The organism is Streptomyces sp. JLBT605, assembly GCF_058215555.1.
This window is the reverse complement of the sequence record NZ_CM177087.1, coordinates 4,153,187-4,171,746: the sequence shown is the minus strand read 5'-3', so window position 1 is coordinate 4,171,746 and position 18,560 is coordinate 4,153,187. Positions and strand designations below refer to the sequence as shown.

Genomic DNA, 18,560 nt, shown 5'->3' with positions numbered 1-18,560 from the left:
ACGGCGCCTGACTCCCGCGGACGGCGAGAGAACGCAGGGCCCGCCCCGGTGATCCGGGGCGGGCCCTTCTGCCGTGTGTGCCGTGCGCGCGGTGTTGCGCGGTGTGCGCGGTGGCTCAGACGCCGTCCCCGCTCAGCCGGCCGGCCGCCCAGACCGCCGAGACCAGCGGGACGCCGGGACGGTAGGCGAGGTGGACGTGCGAGGGGGCGTCCAGCAGGGCCAGATCGGCGCGGGCGCCCGGGCTGATCCGGCCGATGTCGGTGCGGCGCAGGGCCGCGGCGCCGCCCGCGGTGGCCGCCCACACCGCCTCGTCGGGGGTCATCCGCATGTCGCGGACGGCCAGCGCCACGCAGAACGGCATCGAACTGGTGAAGGACGAGCCGGGGTTGCAGTCGGGCGACAGGGCCACGGTGACGCCCGCGTCCAGCAGCCGCCGGGCGTCGGGGTAGGTGGCCCGGGTGGAGAACTCCGCGCCGGGCAGCAGCGTGGCGACCGTGCTGCCGCTCGCCAGGGCGTCCACGTCCGCGTCGGTGAGGTGGGTGCAGTGGTCGGCGGAGGCGGCGCCGAGCTCGACCGCGAGCTGCACACCGGGCCCGAAGGAGAGCTGGTTGGCGTGCACCCGGGGGGTCAGGCCGCGCGCGGCGCCCGCGGTGAGGATGGTCCGGGCCTGGTCGCCGTCGAACGCGCCCTGCTCGCAGAAGACGTCGATCCACCGGGCGCGCGGCGCGCAGGCGTCCAGCATCGGGCCGGTGACCAGCTCGACATAGGCCTCCGGACGGTCGGCGAACTCCGGGGCGACGATGTGCGCGCCCAGATAGGTGAGTTCGTCAGTGTGATCGGCGGCGATGTCCAGGGCGCGGGCCTCGTCCTCGGTGGTGAGACCGTAGCCGGACTTGATCTCGATCGTGGTGGTGCCCTGGCGGCGCGCCTCGCGGACGAAGCGCGCCACATTGGCGTCCAGAGCCTGGTCGGAGGCGGCGCGGGTGGCGGCCACCGTGGTGCGGATGCCACCGGCGCTGTAACCACGGCCCGACATCCGGGCGTTGAACTCCTCGGTGCGGTCGCCCGCGAAGACCAGGTGGGAGTGGGAGTCGACGAACCCCGGGATCATGGCCCGGCCCTGCGCGTCGAACCGGTTGTCGGTGGCGGGTGCCTTGCTTGACGGACCGACCCAGGCGATGCGGTCGCCCTCGATGACGACCGCCGCGTCCTTGACCAGACCGAGCGGACCCGCGCCGAGCGCCGGGTCGCCCAGGCCGGAGGCGAAGGCGGGGTCGTTGGTGACCAGCAGGCCGATGCCGGTGATGGCGGTCGTGGCCGCGGTGCCGGGTCCGGCCGGGGTGTGCGCGGGGGGCTGGGGGCTCATCGCGAATGCTCTCCTTGAGCGACGACTCGTGCGGCGACGCGCGCTACGACGCGTCAGCCGCGTAGCGCGTCGATGGACTCGGACAGGGCCTTGGGGACCTCCGGCACCAGCTGGTGGTGCCCGTCCCGCACGATATGGCGGCCGCCGACGACGGTGTGCCGGACGTCCGCGCCGGTCGCGGCGAACACGGCCGTCTCGGCGCCCAGCCGGGGCAGCGGCCCCGCGGTGCGCACCGAGTCCAGCGCGATGGTGGTGAGGTCGGCGAGCGCGCCCGCCTCGATCCGGCCGGCGGCTCCCCAGCCGAGCGCGGCGTGCCCGTCGGCGGTGGCGGCGCGCAGCAGCGCGGCCGCCGTCCAGTGGCCCCGGGTACGGGTGCGAAGCCGCTCGTCCAGCTCCATGGCGCGGGCCTCTTCGAGCAGGTCGATCACGGCGTGGCTGTCGCTGCCCAGGCTGAGCGGGCTGCCGGCGCTCTGCACCGCGGCGGCCGGGCCGATCCCGTCGGCCAGGTCACGCTCGGTGGTGGGGCACATGCACACGCCGGTGCCGCTGCCGCCGAGCAGCTGGATGTCCTCGGCGGTGAGGTGGGTGGCGTGCACCGCGGTGGTGCGGGGCCCCAGCGCGCCGTGGTCGGCGAGCAGCCGGGTGGGGGTGCAGCCGTGCGCGTCCAGGCAGGCGTCGTTCTCGGCGGTCTGCTCGGAGAGGTGGACGTGCAGCGGGGCGGCCCGGTCGGCGGCCCACCGGGCGACGGTGGACAGCTGGGCCGCGGGCACCGCGCGGACGGAGTGGATCGCGGCGCCGATCCGGGCGTGCGGGCGGTCGGTGAGCGCGGCGGCCCGCTCCGCCCAGGCATCGGCGGTGCCGTCGCTGAAGCGGAGCTGGGGCCGGCTGGGCGGCTCGCCGAAGCCGGCGGAGAGATACGCGGTGTCCAGGAGGGTGATGCGGATGCCGGCCTCGGCGGCGGCCTCGATCAGGGCCTCGCCCATGGCGTTGGGGTCCGCGTAGTGGGTGCCGCCGGGGGCGTGGTGCACGTAGTGGAACTCGCCGACGCAGGTGATGCCCGCCAGCGCCATCTCCGCGTACACCGCCCGGGCCAGCGCGAAGTACGAGTCGGGGGTGAGCCGGGAGGCGAACTGGTACATCACCTCGCGCCAGGTCCAGAAAGTGCCGCTGCCGACCTGCACGGTGCCGCGCAGCGCGCGGTGGAAGGCGTGCGAGTGGGCGTTGGCCAGCCCGGGGAGGGTGAGGCCGCGCAGCGAGACGGCGCCGACCGGCGGGGCGGCGACCCCGGTGGTCACCGCGGCGATCCGTCCGTCGGCATCGCTCTCGATGAGCACGCCCGGCTCCACATGGGTGACCTGGCCGGGCCGGCCCGGCCGGGGGGCCAGCAGGGCGTGCTCCGCCCAGTAGGTCTGCGTCGTCAGTGACACGCGAGGCCCTCCAGTACGTCGGCGAGTGCGGTCACTCCGGCGAGGCAGTCGTCCTCGGCCGCCGCCTCGGCGGGCGAGTGCGAGACGCCGGTGGGGTTCCGTACGAACAGCATGGCGGTGGGCACCGACGCGGACAAAATGCCCGCGTCGTGTCCGGCGCCGGTGGGCAGCACGGGCACCTCGCCGAGCAGCCCGGAGAGCCGGTCCCGCAGCGCGTGCCCGAACTCCACGACCGGGGTGAACGACTCGCGGGTCACGGTCACGTCGACCCCGTCGCGGGCGCCGCGCTCGACCGCGGCGCGTTCGATCTCGGCGATGACGGCGTCCAGGGTCTCCTGGTCGGCGGCCCGGGAGTCCAGCCAGCCGCGGACCAGGGAGGGGATGGCGTTGACGCCGTTCGGCTCGACGCTGACCTTCCCGAAGGTCGCCAGCGCCCCGGCGATCTTGGCTTTCTTACGCGCCGCGAGCACGGTGTTGGCGTAGGTCAGCATGGGGTCGCGCCGGTCCTCCAGCCGGGTGGTGCCGGCGTGGTTGGCCTCGCCGTGGAAATCGAACCGCCAGCGGCCGTGCGGCCAGATCGCGGAGGCGATGCCGACCGGGTTACCGGAGAGGTCCAGGGCCCGGCCCTGCTCCACATGGAGCTCGACGAAGGCGCCGATCCGGCCGAGCCGCTCGGGGTCGGCTCCGATCGCCTCCGGGTCGTACCCGGCGCGCTCCATCGCCCGCGGCAGGCTGATCCCGTCGGCGTCCCGCAGCCGGTGGGCGGCCTCGACGGTCAGCTGCCCGGCGGCCAGCCGGGAACCGACGCAGGCCAGCCCGAAGCGGGCGCCCTCCTCGTCGCCGAAGTTGACGATGGCCAGCGGCCGGGTCGGCCGCGCCTGCCGGGAGCGGAGCTCGTCGAGCGCGGCGAAGGAGGAGACGACGCCCAGCGGGCCGTCGAAGGCGCCGCCGTCCGGGACGGAGTCCAGGTGCGAGCCGGTGACCACGGCGTCCCCGGCGGCCGGGTCGCCGAGCCAGGCCCACTGGTTGCCGTTGCGGTCCACCTCGTAGGTGAGGCCGCGCGCCTCGGATTGCGCGCGGAACCACTCACGGCAGTCCCGGTCGGCCTCCGTCCAGGCGAAGCGGCGGTACCCGCCGCTTTCGGCGTTCCGCCCGATCGGCAGCAGGTCCTTCCACATCTCGTGGAAACCCGCACCCGGCGACGGCACGCCACCCCCGCCAGGGGTTTCCGTTTCGTGCGCGGCCGCACGCATCACGCGTCACCCTCGCGCATCGGCACGCGCACCTCGCGCTCGTCGGCGACCTGCTCGGCGATGTCGTATCCCGCGTCGACGTGCCGGATCACGCCCATGCCCGGGTCGTTGGTCAGCACCCGGCGGATCTTCTCGCCACCCAGCTTGGTGCCGTCGGCCACCGTGACCTGGCCCGCGTGGATGGAGCGGCCCATGCCGACGCCGCCGCCGTGGTGGATGGAGACCCAGGACGCACCGGAGGCGACGTTGACCATGGCGTTGAGCAGCGGCCAGTCGGCGATGGCGTCCGAGCCGTCCAGCATGGCCTCGGTCTCGCGGTACGGGGAGGCCACCGAGCCGCAGTCCAGGTGGTCGCGGCCGATCGCCAGCGGCGCGGCCAGCTCCCCGCTCGCCACCATGTCGTTGAAGCGCTCGCCGGCCTTGTCGCGCTCGCCGTAGCCGAGCCAGCAGATACGGGCGGGCAGGCCCTGGAAGTGCACCCGCGCGCCGGCCAGCTTGATCCAGCGGGCCAGGGACTCGTTCTCCGGGAAGAGGTCGAGGATCGCCTTGTCGGTCTTGGCGATGTCGGCCGGGTCGCCGGAGAGCGCGGCCCAGCGGAACGGGCCCTTGCCCTCGCAGAACAGCGGGCGGATGTAGGCGGGCACGAAGCCGGGGAAGGCGAAGGCCCGGTCGTAGCCGGCGAGCTGGGCCTCGCCCCGGATGGAGTTGCCGTAGTCGAAGACCTCGGCCCCGGCGTCCATGAAGCCGACCATCGCCTCGACGTGCTTGGCCATGGACTCGCGGGCGCTGGTGGTGAAGCCCGCCGGGTCCTTGGCGGCGGCGTCGGCCATGTCCTCGAAGGCCACGCCGAGCGGGAGGTAGGCCAGCGGGTCGTGGGCGGAGGTCTGGTCGGTCACGATGTCGATCGGCGCGCCCATCGCGAGCAGCTGCGGGACCAGCTCCGCCGCGTTGCCCAGCACGCCGATGGACAGCGGCTTGCGCTGGTCGCGCGCCTCGACGGCGAGCTGGAGGGCGTGCCCCAGGTTGTCGGCCTTCACGTCCAGGTAGCGGTGCTCGATCCGGCGCTCGATGGCGCGCGGGTCGCAGTCGATGCAGATCGCCACACCGTCGTTCATGGTGACCGCCAGCGGCTGGGCGCCGCCCATGCCGCCGAGGCCGGCGGTGAGCGTGATCGTCCCGGCCAGCGACCCGCCGAACTTCTTGGCGGCGACGGCGGCGAAGGTCTCGTAGGTGCCCTGGAGGATTCCCTGGGTGCCGATGTAGATCCACGAGCCGGCGGTCATCTGGCCGTACATGGTCAGGCCCAGCTGCTCCAGGCGGCGGAACTCCTCCCAGTTGGCCCAGTCGCCGACCAGGTTGGAGTTGGCGATCAGCACCCGCGGCGCCCACTCGTGGGTCTGCATGACGCCCACCGGGCGGCCGGACTGGACGAGCATCGTCTCGTCCTGCTTCAGCGTCTTCAGCGTGCGCACCATGGCGTCGAAGGACCGCCAGTCCCGCGCGGCCTTGCCGGTGCCGCCGTAGACGACGAGCTTGTCCGGGTGCTCGGCCACCTCCGGGTCGAGGTTGTTCTGCAGCATCCGCAGCGCGGCTTCCTGCTGCCATCCCTGAGCGCTCAGTTCCGTACCACGCGGGGCCCGCACGGGTCGCGGTCCTGACATGGGATGCCTCCCTCTCATCGACTGGATCGAGTTATTCACATCTTGAAGCTCCTGAATACCTCTAGTCAACAGGGTCGGGAAGGGCGCGTCGCGACGGGGCCGTGACCGGTCCGGACTGGGGCGAGGCGACGGGACCGGCGCATGGCGAACGGCGCTCCCGCGCGCGGGAGCGCCGGGCGGCCGAAGCGGGCTCAGTCCGCGAAGAGGCCCCGGGCGGCGGCCTTGGTGTCGAACTCCTCCAGACGCGCCTGGGCGTCCGGGAGGGCGTCGCACATCGCCTCCAGCAGCACCCGGCCGAGCAGCATCGGGGCACAGGCGGTGTCGAAGGCCAGGCCGGTGCCGACCGCGGCGGGCAGCAGCAGATCGCTGTGCCGGGCCACCGGGGCGAAGGCGCTGTCCGCCACCGCGACCACGGTGAGCCCCGCGCCCCGGGAGTACTCCAGCGCCTCGACCACCTCGCGCGGATGGCGCGGCAGCGCGAAGCAGAGCAGGGCGGTGGCGCCCGCCTGGACGGCCGCGTCGACGCGGTCGGCGAGCATGGTGCCGCCCTCGTCGAGCAGGCGCACATCGGGGTGGACCTTGCGGGCGAAGTACGCGAAGCCGGCCGCCTGGGCGGAGGCGGCGCGCAGGCCGAGCACCGGCAGCGGCCGGGATGCGGCGAGCAGCCGGCCGGCGCGGTCGACGGGGGCGGGGTCGGCCAGCAGCGAGGCGAGGTGCTGGAGGTTGTCGATCTCCGCCTGCACCGCCTGCTGGTACTCGTTGTACGCCCCGCCGGGCGCGGCCGGGGCGGGGGCGACGTCCCGCAGGTGCTTGCGCAGCGCGGGGTAGCCGTCGAAGCCGAGCGCGACGGCGAAGCGGGTGACGGACGGCTGGCTCACGCCGGCCAGCTCGGCCAGCTCCACACTGGACAGGAAGGGCGCGTCGGCGGCCCGCCGCACCATGCAGTGCGCGATGCGCCGCTGGGTCGGGGTGAGCCGGTGCCCCTCGAAGAGCTTCTGCAGCCGGGTGGCACTCACCGTCGCGGGATCCACCGTCGCGCCGTTCGCCCCGTGCCGCTCCGTGCCCATCGCGCCTCCTGGCCCCGCTGCCCCGCGCCCCGGCGCGCCTATTCACGCACCAAATCCGTTGCATAACTATATGCGGGACGGTGCCCGTGAGACGCCTGAACGAAAGCAGCCGGGCCCGGCCGGGCGGGCCCGGCGGGCCGCGACCGTCCGGGGCGGGATGAGGCGCAGCCCGCCCGGCCCCGGCGGGCTGTCAGTCGGCCTTGCCGTACGCCTCGTTGGCGAGCCGCACCGCGGTCGCCAGGCCCAGGTCCGGTTCGGCCTTGCGCAGGGCCCGCACCACCGAGACCTGGTCGGTGCCCTCGTCGACCCCGGAACCGGCCAGTGTCCGGCGCACCCAGCGCACCCGCAGATCGGCGTCGCTCAGCGTGGCGTACTCGTTGATCAGCGCGACGGCGCGTTCCAGGCCCGGGCGCTCGACCTCGTCCGCGGTGGCCAGCGCCCGGCGCAGGGTGAGGCCGATCTCCTCCGCGTCTCGCAGCACCAGCACATTGAGGCCCTGGTTACCGAAGCCGAGCATGCCACTCCTTCAACGAACATCCGGGGACCGGCGGAAACCCCGGTCCAGCGCACCGTATGCCCGCCACCCCGGAGTGGGCATCAGCCGTCAGACCCTTTCCGCACCCCTCCCATCGGTGGGGGTGCGGCCCGGACCGGGAGGGTTCTCAGGCGGGGGGCAGGAGCTTCTTCTGCGGCTTGCCCATCGCGTTGCGCGGCAGCGCCTCCAGGAACCGGACCTTCCGCGGCCGCTTGTGCACCGACAGCTGCCCGGCCACGAAGTCGATCAGGTCCTTCTCGCCCACCCCGTCCGCGACGACATAGGCGACGATCTCCTGGCCCAGGTCCTCGTGCGGCGCGCCGACCACTGCGGCCTCCCGCACCGCCGGGTGGTCCAGCAGCGCGTTCTCCACCTCGCCCGCCCCGATCCGGTAGCCGCCCGACTTGATCATGTCGGTGGAGGCCCGCCCGACGATCCGGTGCGAGCCGTCCGGCTCGATGGCGGCGATGTCGCCGGTACGGAACCAGCCGTCCGCCGTGTACGAGGCGTCGGTTGCCTCCGGCCGGTTCAGGTAGCCGTCGAAGAGCGTGGGGCCGGACACCTCCAGCTCGCCGATGTCGGCGCCGTCCTCGGCCACCACCCGGGTCGAGATGCCCGGCAGCGGCGTGCCGACGCAGCCGGGCCGCCGCTCCCCGTCCGCCCGCGCGGACACCGTGATCAGCGTCTCCGTCATGCCGTACCGCTCGACCGGCCGCTGCCCGGTCAGCAGCTCCAGATCGCGGAAGACCGGCGCGGGCAGCGGCGCGCTCCCGGAGACCAGCAGCCGGGCGCCGCCGAGCGCCCGCGCCGCGGACGCCTCACGGACCACCCGGCCCCACACCGTGGGCACGCCGAAGTACAGGCTGCCGCCCGCCGCCGCGTACGCCTCCGGGGTGGGCCGGCCGGTGTGCACCAGCCTGCTGCCGGTGCGCAGCGCGCCCAGCACTCCCAGGACGAGCCCGTGCACGTGGAACAGCGGCAGTCCGTGCACCAGCGTGTCCTCCGCCGTCCACGCCCAGGCGTCGGCCAGCCCGTCCAGGTCGGCGGCGACCGCGCGGCGCGATATCAGCGCGCCCTTGGGGGCGCCGGTGGTCCCGGAGGTGTAGAGGACGAAGGCGGTGGCGTCCGGCTCGGGCTCCGGCCCCGACCAGGCGGCGCGCTCACCGAGGCGTACCGGCACGTACTCCACGGCCGCGCCGGCACCGCGGCCCGCGCCCGGGGCCCCGCCGCCGGTACCGCCCGTGCCGCCGGCCGCGTCCGCCCAGGACCCGCCGCCCGGGGTCTCCTCGCCGCCGCCGAGCAGCAGCACCGCCCCGGAGTCGCGCACGATGTGGTCCCGCTCGGCGGGCCCGGAGTCCGGCGGTACGGGCACCACCGGCACCCCGGCCAGCAGGGCGCCCACCACCGCGGTCACCGTCTCCAGCGTCGGGGTCGCCCGCACCGCGACGACCGGGGCACCCGCGATGCGGGCCGCCACGGCACCCGCGGCGCCCAGCAGCTCCTCACGGGAGCAGGCGCGGCCGGCGACGCTCAGCGCGTCGGGACGGTCGCCACCGGGCTCCGTGAGCGAGGTCAGCAGTGGTGCGGCCATGGACTGCTCCTTCGACGCGGGGCGCCCCCGCTCCACTTCGGGGGGCTAACCCTACTTACAACGGCACTGGGTGACCGTACCGTCGTCACCATGAACGCCCGTGACCCTGAGGTGAAGAAGGAACTCGACGCGACGCTCCAGACCCGCAGAGAGCTGGGGGACGAGCACGAGTCGGAGCTCGTGGACGCCTTCCTGGAGAAGGTCGAGAAGCGGTTCGACGAGACCGCCGACCGCCATGTGCGCCGCCACATGGCGGAGCAGCAGATGGCCGCCGCGCGGGGTGCCCGCCCGTACGCGGCCGGAGGACACGGGCAGGGCGAGGGCATGGGGGTCGGCGAGCGCTTCGGCTTCGTGGCCGTCTCGCTGGTCCTGGCGATCCCCCTGTCCGCGATCGCCGTGGTCAACGAGGGCCTGCCGGGCCTGCTCATCGCCTGGGCCGGCATCTTCGGCGTCAACGCGGTGCACGGCATGGGCGGCTTCTCCTGGCTCCGCCGCGGCACCGGACAGGACGACTGAGCGCGGCGAACGGCAGAGCGGCGCGGGAAGCGAGGAGAAGGCAGGGAAGAAAGGGGGGACCGCCGCACCCCGGCGTGAGCCGCCGAGGGCGGGACGACGGCGGTCCCCCTCCGGGACGCGGGCTCGGGTCAGGGCCGGGACCGCGTCGGGCGACCATGGAGGTCCGGGAGCCGCTCCGGAGGTCCTGTCGCCGCATTCGGGTGTCGGGGGCGTCCTCCCGACAGGCTCTACTGTGCCCGACGCGTGTTAAGTGAGTGCTGCGGGCGCGTGACGCATACGTACCGTTGACGCGCGACCGCGCCCAGCGCTCTTTCCCTGACGGCCACCTGATGGCCACTCATCGCCCTCACCGCCCCCCCGGAAAACGACCCCGGAAAACGGCTCGGGCCGGGAACCAGCGGTCCCCGGCCCGAGTGCGAAGCGCGCTCAGCGCGGTCGCGGCATCAGCGCTGACGCGTGATCAGCACTGACAGGAAATCAGTGCGCCTTGGCGAGGTAGGCCAGCAGGTCCTGCCGGCTGACGACGCCCTTCGGCTTGCCCTCGACCAGCACGATGGCCGCGTCCGCGTCGCCCAGTGCCGCCATCAGGTCCTCGACCGGCTCGCCCGAGCCGACCTGCGGCAGCGGCGGGCTCATGTGCTTCTCCAGCGGGTCGGTGAGCGAGGCGCGCTGGGTGAACAGCGCGTCCAGCAGCTCCCGCTCGACGACCGAGCCGACGACCTCGGCGGCCATCACGTCCGGGTGGCCGGCGCCGGGCTTGACGATGGGCATCTGGGAGACGCCGTACTCGCGCAGCACCTCGATCGCCTCGCCGACCGTCTCCTCCGGGTGCATGTGGACCAGCGAGGGCAGGCCGCCCTCCTTGCCCTGGAGGACGTCCCCGACGCGGACGGCCGGGCCGGCCTCCTCGAGGAAGCCGTAGTCGGCCATCCAGTCGTCGTTGAAGATCTTCGACAGGTAGCCGCGGCCGCTGTCCGGCAGCAGCACGACGACCACGTCGTCCTCGGTCAGCCCCTCGGCGACGCGCAGCGCGGCCACCACGGCCATGCCGCAGGAGCCGCCGACCAGCAGGCCCTCCTCCTTGGCCAGCCGGCGCGTCATCTGGAAGGCGTCCTTGTCGGAGACCGCGACGATCTCGTCCGCGACGCCCTGGTCGTAGGCGGTCGGCCAGAAGTCCTCGCCGACGCCCTCGATCAGGTACGGGCGGCCGGAGCCGCCGCTGTAGACCGAGCCCTCGGGGTCGGCGCCGATGACCCTGACCTTGCCGTCGCTGGCGTCCTTCAGGTAGCGGCCGGTGCCGCTGATGGTGCCGCCGGTGCCGACGCCCGCGACGAAGTGGGTGATCTTCCCCTCCGTCTGCTCCCACAGCTCCGGACCGGTGGTCTCGTAGTGCGAGCGCGGGTTGTTCGGGTTGCTGTACTGGTCCGGCTTCCAGGCGCCCGGCGTCTCACGGACCAGGCGGTCGGAGACGTTGTAGTAGGAGTCGGGGTGCTCGGGGTCCACCGCGGTCGGGCAGACGACGACCTCCGCGCCGTAGGCCCGCAGCACGTTGATCTTGTCGGTGGAGACCTTGTCGGGGCAGACGAAGATGCACTTGTAGCCCTTGCGCTGGGCCACCATGGCCAGCCCGACGCCGGTGTTGCCCGAGGTGGGCTCGACGATCGTGCCGCCGGGCTTGAGCTCGCCGGAGGCTTCCGCCGCCTCGATCATCCGGATCGCGATCCGGTCCTTCACCGACCCGCCGGGGTTGAAGTATTCGACCTTGGCGAGGACCGTCGCCCGGATGCCTTCCGTGACGTGGTTGAGCTTCACCAGCGGGGTATTGCCGACCAGCTCGATCATCGATTCGTAGTACTGCACGCCCTACTCCTGGTTAAGCGGGATCTCCGCGAGTCAAGGGGTGGCCGCCGTCGCGGTCCCACCCTGCCAGCCTAATCGGCTCCGGGGGTCTGAGATGGCTCTCCGCCGCGTCCGAGGCCTGACACCTCCCCACACCTCCCAGCCGCCCACCTGGCGCGTTGCGCGCGTGCTCACACGGGGCAACTAGCAGATAGCGGGGAGTACCCGAGTGCTCCCCGCCGAGCGCCCCCGAGGAGCGCTCGGCGAGGCCCGTGCGAGCGGAGGTGGACGTCCCATGTCGATGTCGAGGGCGAGGGTCGCCCGGCGGATCGCCACCGCCGCGGCCTATGGCGGCGGCGGGATCGGGCTGCTGGGCGGGGTGACCGTCGGGGTGGTGCTGACCGAGGTGTCGCTGGCCCGGCGGGTCATCGGGGAGTCGGAGGAGACACCGCCCGCCGCGGACGGCCGGTACGGCTTCTCCTTCGCGCTGCGCAACGGCCGCGCCCCGCTGCGGCTGGGGTTCCTGGGCGATTCGACGGCAGCGGGTCAGGGCGTGCACCGGCCCAGCCAGACCCCCGGAGCCCTGCTCGCCTCGGGGCTGGCGGCGGTGGCCGAGCGCCCCGTGGACCTGCGGAACGTGGCCCGGCCCGGGGCGCAGTCCGACGACCTCGACCGGCAGGTGGACATGCTGCTGGAAGACGAGCCGGAGCGCCGCCCCGACGTCTGCGTGATCATGATCGGCGCCAATGACGTCACGCACCGGATGCCGCCCGCCCGCTCGGTGCGGCTGCTGGCCGCCGCCGTCCGCCGGCTGCGTCAGGCGGACTGCGCGGTGGTCGTCGGCACCTGTCCCGACCTGGGCACCATCGAGCCCGTCTATCAGCCGCTGCGCTGGATCGCGCGGCGGCTGAGCCGTCAGCTGGCCGCCGCGCAGACCATCGCGGTGATCGAGGAGGGCGGGCGGACGGTGTCGCTGGGCGATCTGCTCGGGCCGGAGTTCGCGGCGAACCCGCGGGAGCTGTTCGGCCCGGACAGCTACCACCCCTCCGCGGAGGGGTACGCCACCGCCGCGATGGCCATCCTGCCGACGCTGTGCGCCGTGCTCGACCTGTGGCCGGAGGAGGGGCCTCCGGAGGCGGCCCGCGAGGAGGGCTTCCTGCCGGTCGCCCGCGCGGCGGCGGAGGCGGCGGCCGAGGGCGGCACGGAGGTGACGGCGGCGCGCGGGCCATGGGCGCTGCTGCTGCGGCGGCGCCGCAGGCGCCTGCCCACCGACACCGAGCCAGCCCCCCACCCCGCCCCCATCGAACCCTCCCTCCCCTGACGCGCCCCTCCCCCTGCGCCCTCCAGGCATGTCCTCAAGCTCCCCCAGACTCCGTCCGGGGGGACCCCCAGGACGGGCTGGATTTTCCAGCCCGTCCGGCGTTTGAGGACCGGGGCCTGCGGCGGAGCCCCAGTTCGGGACACCAGGTGGCAGGCTGGAGAAAGGCCCGGCCCGCACAGCGCGGGCATTGCGCGGAGCGGCCCGCCCGGCGAGGGCACCGCTGAGCGGGCGCTTAGAAAAGAGTCCGGCATCACAGGCGGCAGACCGTGACCACCGCCATACGTCCGGGTAACTTCCCTTCAGTCCCGCCCTTTCCCTGTATGGAGCCGTGATGCCCGAAGCCGTGATCGTCTCTGCCGCCCGCTCCCCCATCGGTCGCGCCTTCAAGGGGTCGCTGAAGGATCTGCGGCCGGACGACCTGACCGCCGAGATCATCCAGGCCGCTCTCGCCAAGGTTCCCCAGCTGGACCCGCGGGAGATCGAGGACCTGATGCTGGGCTGTGGCCTGCCCGGTGGCGAGCAGGGCCACAACCTGGGCCGGATCGTCGCCGTGCAGATGGGCATGGACCACCTGCCGGGCTGCACCATCACCCGTTACTGCTCGTCCTCCCTCCAGACCTCCCGGATGGCCATGCACGCCATCAAGGCGGGCGAGGGCGACGTCTTCATCTCCGCCGGAGTGGAGATGGTGTCCCGCTCCGTCAAGGGCACCTCGGACGGGCTGCCGGACACCCACAACCCGCTCTTCGCCGAGGCCGAGGCCCGTACCGCGGCACGCGCCGAGCAGGAGGGCACGGACTGGCACGACCCGCGCGAGGACGGCCTGATCCCGGACGCGTACATCGCGATGGGCCAGACCGCGGAGAACCTGGCCCGCCTCAAGGGCATCACCCGGCAGGAGATGGACGAGTTCGGCGTACGGTCCCAGAACCTCGCCGAGGAGGCCATCAAGAAGGGCTTCTGGGAGCGGGAGATCACCCCGGTCACCACCCCCGACGGCACCGTGGTGTCGACCGACGACGGTCCGCGGGCGGGCACCACGCTGGAGGGCGTGCAGGGCCTGAAGCCGGTCTTCCGCCCTGACGGCCTGGTCACCGCGGGCAACTGCTGCCCGCTGAACGACGGCGCCGCCGCCCTGGTGATCATGTCGGACACCAAGGCGCGGGAGCTGGGCATCACGCCGCTGGCGCGGATCGTGTCCACCGGCGTCTCCGGCCTGTCCCCGGAGATCATGGGCTACGGCCCGGTCGAGGCGTCCCGGCAGGCGCTGAGCCGCGCCGGGCTGACCATCGACGACATCGACCTGGTGGAGATCAACGAGGCGTTCGCCGCCCAGGTCATCCCGTCCTACCGGGACCTGGGCATCGACATCGACAAGCTCAACGTCAACGGCGGCGCCATCGCGGTCGGCCACCCCTTCGGCATGACGGGCGCGCGGATCACCGGCACGCTGATCAACTCCCTGCAGTTCCACGACAAGCAGTTCGGTCTGGAGACGATGTGCGTGGGCGGCGGCCAGGGCATGGCGATGGTCATCGAGCGGCTGAGCTGAGCTGGAGCGGAGGGCGGGACCTGCCCGCAGCGGAAGCGAAGCTCAGCGCGACCAAGAACGCGAGCGGCTGAGGCCGACCCGAACTGAGCCGACCGTTCTGGGCCGGGCCGCCGTGGCCTGATGGGCCGGCGGCCCGGAGCGGGTCGGGCCGTGGTCGGTTGCGGGTGTAGCCCCAGTTGTGACCGAATCTCCCCCAGGATGTGATCTGCGTCCTGGGGGAGCGGCATTCTCGCAGGTCAGAGCCGATACGGACCAAAGACCCGGGACCACATACCCGTCCTGACGGTGACATTGTGCACTGACAAGCCTCTGCGGCGCGGGTCAAGCTGGGGTAGGAATTCGGGGGATCAACAGCAACCGGGAGTACGTCAGTGAGCGCCATGACTCTTGCCCTCCTGCTGGCCGCGGCTGCCGCCACGGCCATGGGCACCGCAGCCCTGCACACCGCTCGCGGCCTCCGTCGGCAGATCACCGAACTCCGTGCGGAGCTGGCCGACTCCGCCGCCCTGCGGCAGGAGCGGGCCGCCATGGTGCCGATGGCGCGTCCCACCCCGGCTGCCGAGATACGGGCCGCCGTGGCCGACGCCCTCGCCGAGGAGCGCGAGCGTGAGCTGGCCGAGGCCCGCGCGTTCTGGGCCGCCCAGGAGGCTCGTGACGTGAGCGGCGCCGCGGCCGCCGCCGACACCACCTCGCTGCTGGGCGGGCTGGCCGGGCTCGGCGACGACTCCCCGCTGGACGCCCACCCCGACACCCACATCTATGTGCCCCGCCAGACGGACTTCGCCGGCCTGGAGCCGTCCATCGGCTTCGACGTGGAGGGCCCGCTGTTCGGTCCGGAGGCCGCCGACCCGGCCGGGGAGGTCGAGCTCGACCCGGACCCGGTGGAGTCCGCGGAGCTGGCCGCCGCCCGGCGCCGCCACCCCTCGCACCCGGACTTCAGCCCGGCCCCCGCGGTCTCCGACCACGAGCGCACCGTGGACCGGCTCGCCGAACTCTCCGGCGCCCGCACCCCGCTGGCCGACGTCCGCCCCGGCCCGCTGGGCACCCTCGACGTGTACGTCTTCGCCGACGGCACCACGATCTGCATGACGCCGGGCCACCGGGAGACCGCCGACCGGCTCGCCGCCGCGCTGCGCGACGGCATCACCCCGGTGCTGCTGGGCAGCTCCGGCGTCTCCGGGGCGTACGCGCTGACCTTCGCCTGCGCCGAGGAGAACGTCTACGTGCTGGCGGACCGGGTCATCGCCTCCCTGTAGTCAGGCCCTCCCCGCAGTCAGCTTCCCCCTGTCACCGACGGGCCGGTTCCGCGGCCCGTCGCCGCCTCCGCGGCGGCGACCAGCTCCAGCGCCTCGGCGAGTTCGCGGCCCGCGTCCGGGGCGTACCGCAAGGCTTCGGCCAGATCGTGGCCGGCCACCGCCACCTGGTCGGCCACCACGAACATCCCCGCATCCGGCACCGTCCGCACCTCGCCGCCGGGCTGCTCGATGCGCTGTGCGCGGGCGGTCAACTCCCGTGCCAGCGCGAGCCCTTCGGCCGCCGCGCTCCGGGCCAGGGCGGACTGCGGCAAGGCGCGCAACCGGTCGGCGAGACGGTCGACGGCGGTCAGCAAGGGGGTCGTATCAGTCACAAGTGCGAGCCTATGCGCCGCCAACGGCCTGTTGCCAACAGGCCGACGCTCAGGCACGGTGAGCTGAAGAAGAACCGTCCAGGCCATGAATGGCACTGCGATAGGACACGCCGGAGGCGCCGATGTCCCAAGTCTTCTCCGAAGAGACCCACCGGAACCTGCTCTCCCGAATCCCTCACTGCACCGGCCGTGAAGTCGCCGACTGGCTGCGCACGGTGGACGAAGGGCCCGCGCTCTTCCGCTTCGAGGAGAAGGTCAGCTGGTTGCGCGGCGCGCACCAGCTCGCCTACGGGCACGCCAAAGCGATCATCCATGAGCACGATCTGCGCCGGGCCGCACGCAAGCTGGGCTAGGCCGCCGACATGACGAAGGGCCCGCGGCACGGATGCCGCGGGCCCTTCCCTGTGCCCTGAGTCACAGTCGGCCGGATCACAACTCCCGGAGGATGGCGATCAGCCGCAGCAGCTCCAGGTAGATCCACACCAGCGAGAGCGTCAGGCCGAAGGCGGCCATCCACGACTCCTCGCGCGGGGCGCCGTACCGGATGCCGTCCTCGACCTGCTTGAAGTCCATCGCGAGGAAGGCCGCGCCGAGCACCACGCCGATGATGCCGAAGACGACACCGAGGCCGCCGCTGCGGAAGCCGAGGCCGTCACCGCCGCCGATGGCCGCGAAGAGCAGGTTGACCGCCATCAGCAGGACGAAGCCGATCGAGGCCGCCAGCACGAAGCGCATGAAGCGCGCGTCGACCCGCACCAGGCGGGTCTTGTAGGCGACGAGCACACCGACGAAGACCGCCATCGTGCCGAGCACGGCCTGCATCGGGATGCCGGACCAGCGCTCGTTGAACGCCTGGCTGATGACGCCGAGGAAGAGGCCCTCGAAGGCGGCGTACCCGATGATGAGCGCCGGGTTCGCCTTGCGCTTGAACGACTGGACCAGGCCGAGCACCATCGCGACCAGGGCCGCGCCGACGCCCACGCCGATCGGCAGCTCGGCGATCCAGGCGATGGCCGCCGCGACGATCACGGTGCCCAGCGTCATGCCGGTGCGCATGACGACGTCATCCATCGTCATCCGGCCGGTCAGCAGCGGGGCGGCCGGCGGCGCACCGTACATCTGCTGGAGCTGGTCAGGGGTCAGATTGTGCTGGTCACCGACCGCGTACGGGTTGGTCGGGGCCTGGGGCTGGGCGTACGGGTTGCCCGCTTGCGCGTACGGGTTGCCCTGGGCTGCGGCGGGGCCCCCGGCCTGCGGCGCCGCGCCGAAGCCCGCATAGCCGCCGTCGCGGCTGAACCCCCGTCGCGAGAAGACCGGGTTGCTGCTCCTCATCTCACTCCTCCGATGGCCGCCGGGCGCGACCTCGACACAAGGGTAATGGGTAAGCAAAAGAAGCACCCTAGTGCTCAGGCAGGATCTTAGGAGGATCTTTGCCACAGGGTCCGCCGGTTTTCGGGCGGATCACCGGGACGGTGGGCGACCGTTTCCCTACGGAGCGTGTGCCGAAAGGGCACGTCGGTGCCCGGAGCCGGACTTGAACCGGCACGGCCCGAAGGCCAGCGAGGTTTAAGCTCGCCGTGTCTGCATTCCACCATCCGGGCTTGGCCCCCTCGGATCGCACACGTGCGCGATCCCACCCATGGAGAGCAAGGACGAGCCTATCCGGGGAAATGCCCCCGAACAGCGGAACGACGACCCGAGGTTGTCTTATTTTATTGGCAACTGAGGGTCCATCAGCAGATCAGCGGAGCCATCGCGGCATGCCAAGGGCTGATCAGCGCTGTCACCGACTGCGGTGCGGTAGTGACAATGAATGACGAAATCTCGCCGCCCCGCGACGGCCCGGGCGGGCCCGGGCCTCTCGGGGCCCGTCTCCTACCCAAGGAGGAGGACACCTCCATCGGAGTACCTCCCTGGTCTCCCCCGGAACGAGAGCACGGGCTGATCCCAGGGCCCGCTTCGGCCAGGACGATGGAACGGCACGCTTCGATCAGCCGATCCGACAGGAGAGCTCGCCGTGACCACCACCCCCTCCGGCGTCCGGACCGCCCCCCGCTCCACCGCGGCCGCGGCACACGCCACGGACCTGACCAAGGTCTACGGACAGGGCGAGACCCAGGTGGTCGCCCTGGACGCGGTGTCCGTGGAGTTCCGCCAGGCGGAGTTCACCGCCATCATGGGCCCCTCGGGCTCCGGCAAGTCCACGCTGATGCACTGCATGGCCGGGCTGGACTCGATCTCCAGCGGCTCGGCCCGCATCGGTGACGTCGAGCTGACCTCCCTGAAGGACAAGAAGCTCACCCAGCTGCGCCGGGACAAGATCGGCTTCATCTTCCAGGCGTTCAACCTGCTGCCCACGCTCAACGCCCTGGAGAACATCACCCTGCCGATGGACATAGCGGGCCGGAAGGCCGACAAGCAGTGGCTGGACCAGGTGGTCACCACCGTCGGGCTCTCCGGGCGGCTCAAGCACCGGCCCAACCAGCTCTCCGGCGGTCAGCAGCAGCGTGTCGCGGTGGCCCGCGCGCTGGCCGGCAAGCCCGAGATCATCTTCGCGGACGAGCCGACCGGAAACCTCGACTCCCGCTCCGGCGCCGAGGTGCTCGGCTTCCTCCGCAACTCGGTGCGCGAGCTCGGCCAGACCGTGGTGATGGTGACCCACGACCCGGTCGCCGCCTCCTACGCCGACCGGGTCGTCTTCCTCGCCGACGGCCGGATCGTCGACGACATGGCGAACCCCTCGGCCGAGGCCGTGCTCGACCGGATGAAGCGCTTCGACGCCCGCGGCCGCGTCAGCTGACCCGC

General features: G+C 72.9%; 16 protein-coding genes and 1 tRNA gene. 6 read left to right on the top strand and 11 right to left on the bottom strand.

Translation table 11 applies throughout. The features are described from left to right. Positions 1-115: 115 nt before the first annotated feature. The 7 genes from hutI to AC4BDD_RS18095 all read right to left on the bottom strand — a co-directional run bounded on the left by hutI (position 116) and on the right by AC4BDD_RS18095 (position 8,900). Positions 116-1,366, bottom strand: coding sequence for an imidazolonepropionase (gene hutI, locus AC4BDD_RS18125; RefSeq protein ID WP_490686488.1), 1,251 nt, complete (start codon positions 1,364-1,366; stop codon positions 116-118). A 53-nt stretch (positions 1,367-1,419) separates the two neighbouring features. After that, entirely contained in the window at positions 1,420-2,787 is a 1,368-nt protein-coding gene (locus AC4BDD_RS18120) for a formimidoylglutamate deiminase (protein WP_490691830.1), read from the bottom strand. Continuing rightward, complete coding sequence (locus AC4BDD_RS18115; RefSeq protein ID WP_490691829.1) at positions 2,784-3,971, bottom strand: allantoate amidohydrolase; 1,188 nt, start codon at positions 3,969-3,971, stop codon at positions 2,784-2,786. Before AC4BDD_RS18115 ends, AC4BDD_RS18120 begins: the two co-directional genes overlap by 4 nt. A gap of 74 nt (positions 3,972-4,045) precedes the next feature. Beyond that, on the bottom strand, positions 4,046-5,707 hold the full coding sequence (gene hutU, locus AC4BDD_RS18110; RefSeq protein ID WP_490686487.1) for a urocanate hydratase: 1,662 nt from the start codon (positions 5,705-5,707) through the stop codon (positions 4,046-4,048). Positions 5,708-5,898: 191 nt separating this feature from the next. After that, positions 5,899-6,774 carry a MurR/RpiR family transcriptional regulator gene (locus AC4BDD_RS18105; RefSeq protein ID WP_490686486.1) on the bottom strand — a complete coding sequence of 292 codons (876 nt, stop codon included), beginning with the start codon at positions 6,772-6,774 and terminating at the stop codon, positions 5,899-5,901. A gap of 190 nt (positions 6,775-6,964) precedes the next feature. Continuing rightward, positions 6,965-7,291 carry a hypothetical protein gene (locus tag AC4BDD_RS18100; protein WP_490686485.1) on the bottom strand — a complete coding sequence of 109 codons (327 nt, stop codon included), beginning with the start codon at positions 7,289-7,291 and terminating at the stop codon, positions 6,965-6,967. Positions 7,292-7,436: 145 nt separating this feature from the next. Beyond that, positions 7,437-8,900, bottom strand: a complete 1,464-nt coding sequence (locus AC4BDD_RS18095; RefSeq protein WP_490686484.1) for an acyl-CoA synthetase — start codon at positions 8,898-8,900, stop codon at positions 7,437-7,439. A gap of 90 nt (positions 8,901-8,990) precedes the next feature. Between AC4BDD_RS18095 and AC4BDD_RS18090 the strand changes: the two genes are divergently transcribed. Then, positions 8,991-9,416 carry a hypothetical protein gene (locus tag AC4BDD_RS18090; protein ID WP_490686483.1) on the top strand — a complete coding sequence of 142 codons (426 nt, stop codon included), beginning with the start codon at positions 8,991-8,993 and terminating at the stop codon, positions 9,414-9,416. A 477-nt stretch (positions 9,417-9,893) separates the two neighbouring features. Here the strand turns inward: AC4BDD_RS18090 and AC4BDD_RS18085 are convergent, their stop codons facing one another. Continuing rightward, positions 9,894-11,276: a cystathionine beta-synthase gene (locus tag AC4BDD_RS18085; protein WP_490686482.1), complete on the bottom strand. Its 1,383-nt coding sequence runs from the start codon at positions 11,274-11,276 to the stop codon at positions 9,894-9,896. Between the two features lie 274 nt (positions 11,277-11,550). Here AC4BDD_RS18085 and AC4BDD_RS18080 point away from each other — a divergent pair, with 274 nt between their 5' ends. From AC4BDD_RS18080 to AC4BDD_RS18070, 3 genes are all read left to right on the top strand, one after another. Then, entirely contained in the window at positions 11,551-12,576 is a 1,026-nt protein-coding gene (locus AC4BDD_RS18080; RefSeq protein WP_490686481.1) for an SGNH/GDSL hydrolase family protein, read from the top strand. A 331-nt stretch (positions 12,577-12,907) separates the two neighbouring features. Next, complete coding sequence (locus tag AC4BDD_RS18075) at positions 12,908-14,128, top strand: acetyl-CoA C-acetyltransferase (protein WP_490686480.1); 1,221 nt, start codon at positions 12,908-12,910, stop codon at positions 14,126-14,128. A 371-nt stretch (positions 14,129-14,499) separates the two neighbouring features. Further along, a complete protein-coding gene (locus AC4BDD_RS18070; RefSeq protein WP_490686479.1) occupies positions 14,500-15,384 on the top strand; it encodes a hypothetical protein in 885 nt (294 codons plus the stop codon). Between the two features lie 17 nt (positions 15,385-15,401). Here the strand turns inward: AC4BDD_RS18070 and AC4BDD_RS18065 are convergent, their stop codons facing one another. Then, positions 15,402-15,755, bottom strand: a complete 354-nt coding sequence (locus tag AC4BDD_RS18065; protein WP_490686478.1) for a hypothetical protein — start codon at positions 15,753-15,755, stop codon at positions 15,402-15,404. A gap of 122 nt (positions 15,756-15,877) precedes the next feature. Between AC4BDD_RS18065 and AC4BDD_RS18060 the strand changes: the two genes are divergently transcribed. Next, the gene (locus tag AC4BDD_RS18060) at positions 15,878-16,108 is read left to right on the top strand and encodes a DUF4287 domain-containing protein (protein WP_490686477.1); all 231 of its coding nucleotides are present in this window, start codon (positions 15,878-15,880) and stop codon (positions 16,106-16,108) included. A 76-nt stretch (positions 16,109-16,184) separates the two neighbouring features. Here the strand turns inward: AC4BDD_RS18060 and AC4BDD_RS18055 are convergent, their stop codons facing one another. Next, positions 16,185-17,087 carry a Bax inhibitor-1/YccA family protein gene (locus tag AC4BDD_RS18055; RefSeq protein ID WP_490686476.1) on the bottom strand — a complete coding sequence of 301 codons (903 nt, stop codon included), beginning with the start codon at positions 17,085-17,087 and terminating at the stop codon, positions 16,185-16,187. A gap of 187 nt (positions 17,088-17,274) precedes the next feature. Next, positions 17,275-17,356: transfer RNA gene (locus AC4BDD_RS18050), tRNA-Leu, on the bottom strand. 416 nt (positions 17,357-17,772) lie between these two features. Here AC4BDD_RS18050 and AC4BDD_RS18045 point away from each other — a divergent pair. Next, complete coding sequence (locus AC4BDD_RS18045) at positions 17,773-18,555, top strand: ABC transporter ATP-binding protein (RefSeq protein WP_490686475.1); 783 nt, start codon at positions 17,773-17,775, stop codon at positions 18,553-18,555. Positions 18,556-18,560 lie beyond the last annotated feature (5 nt).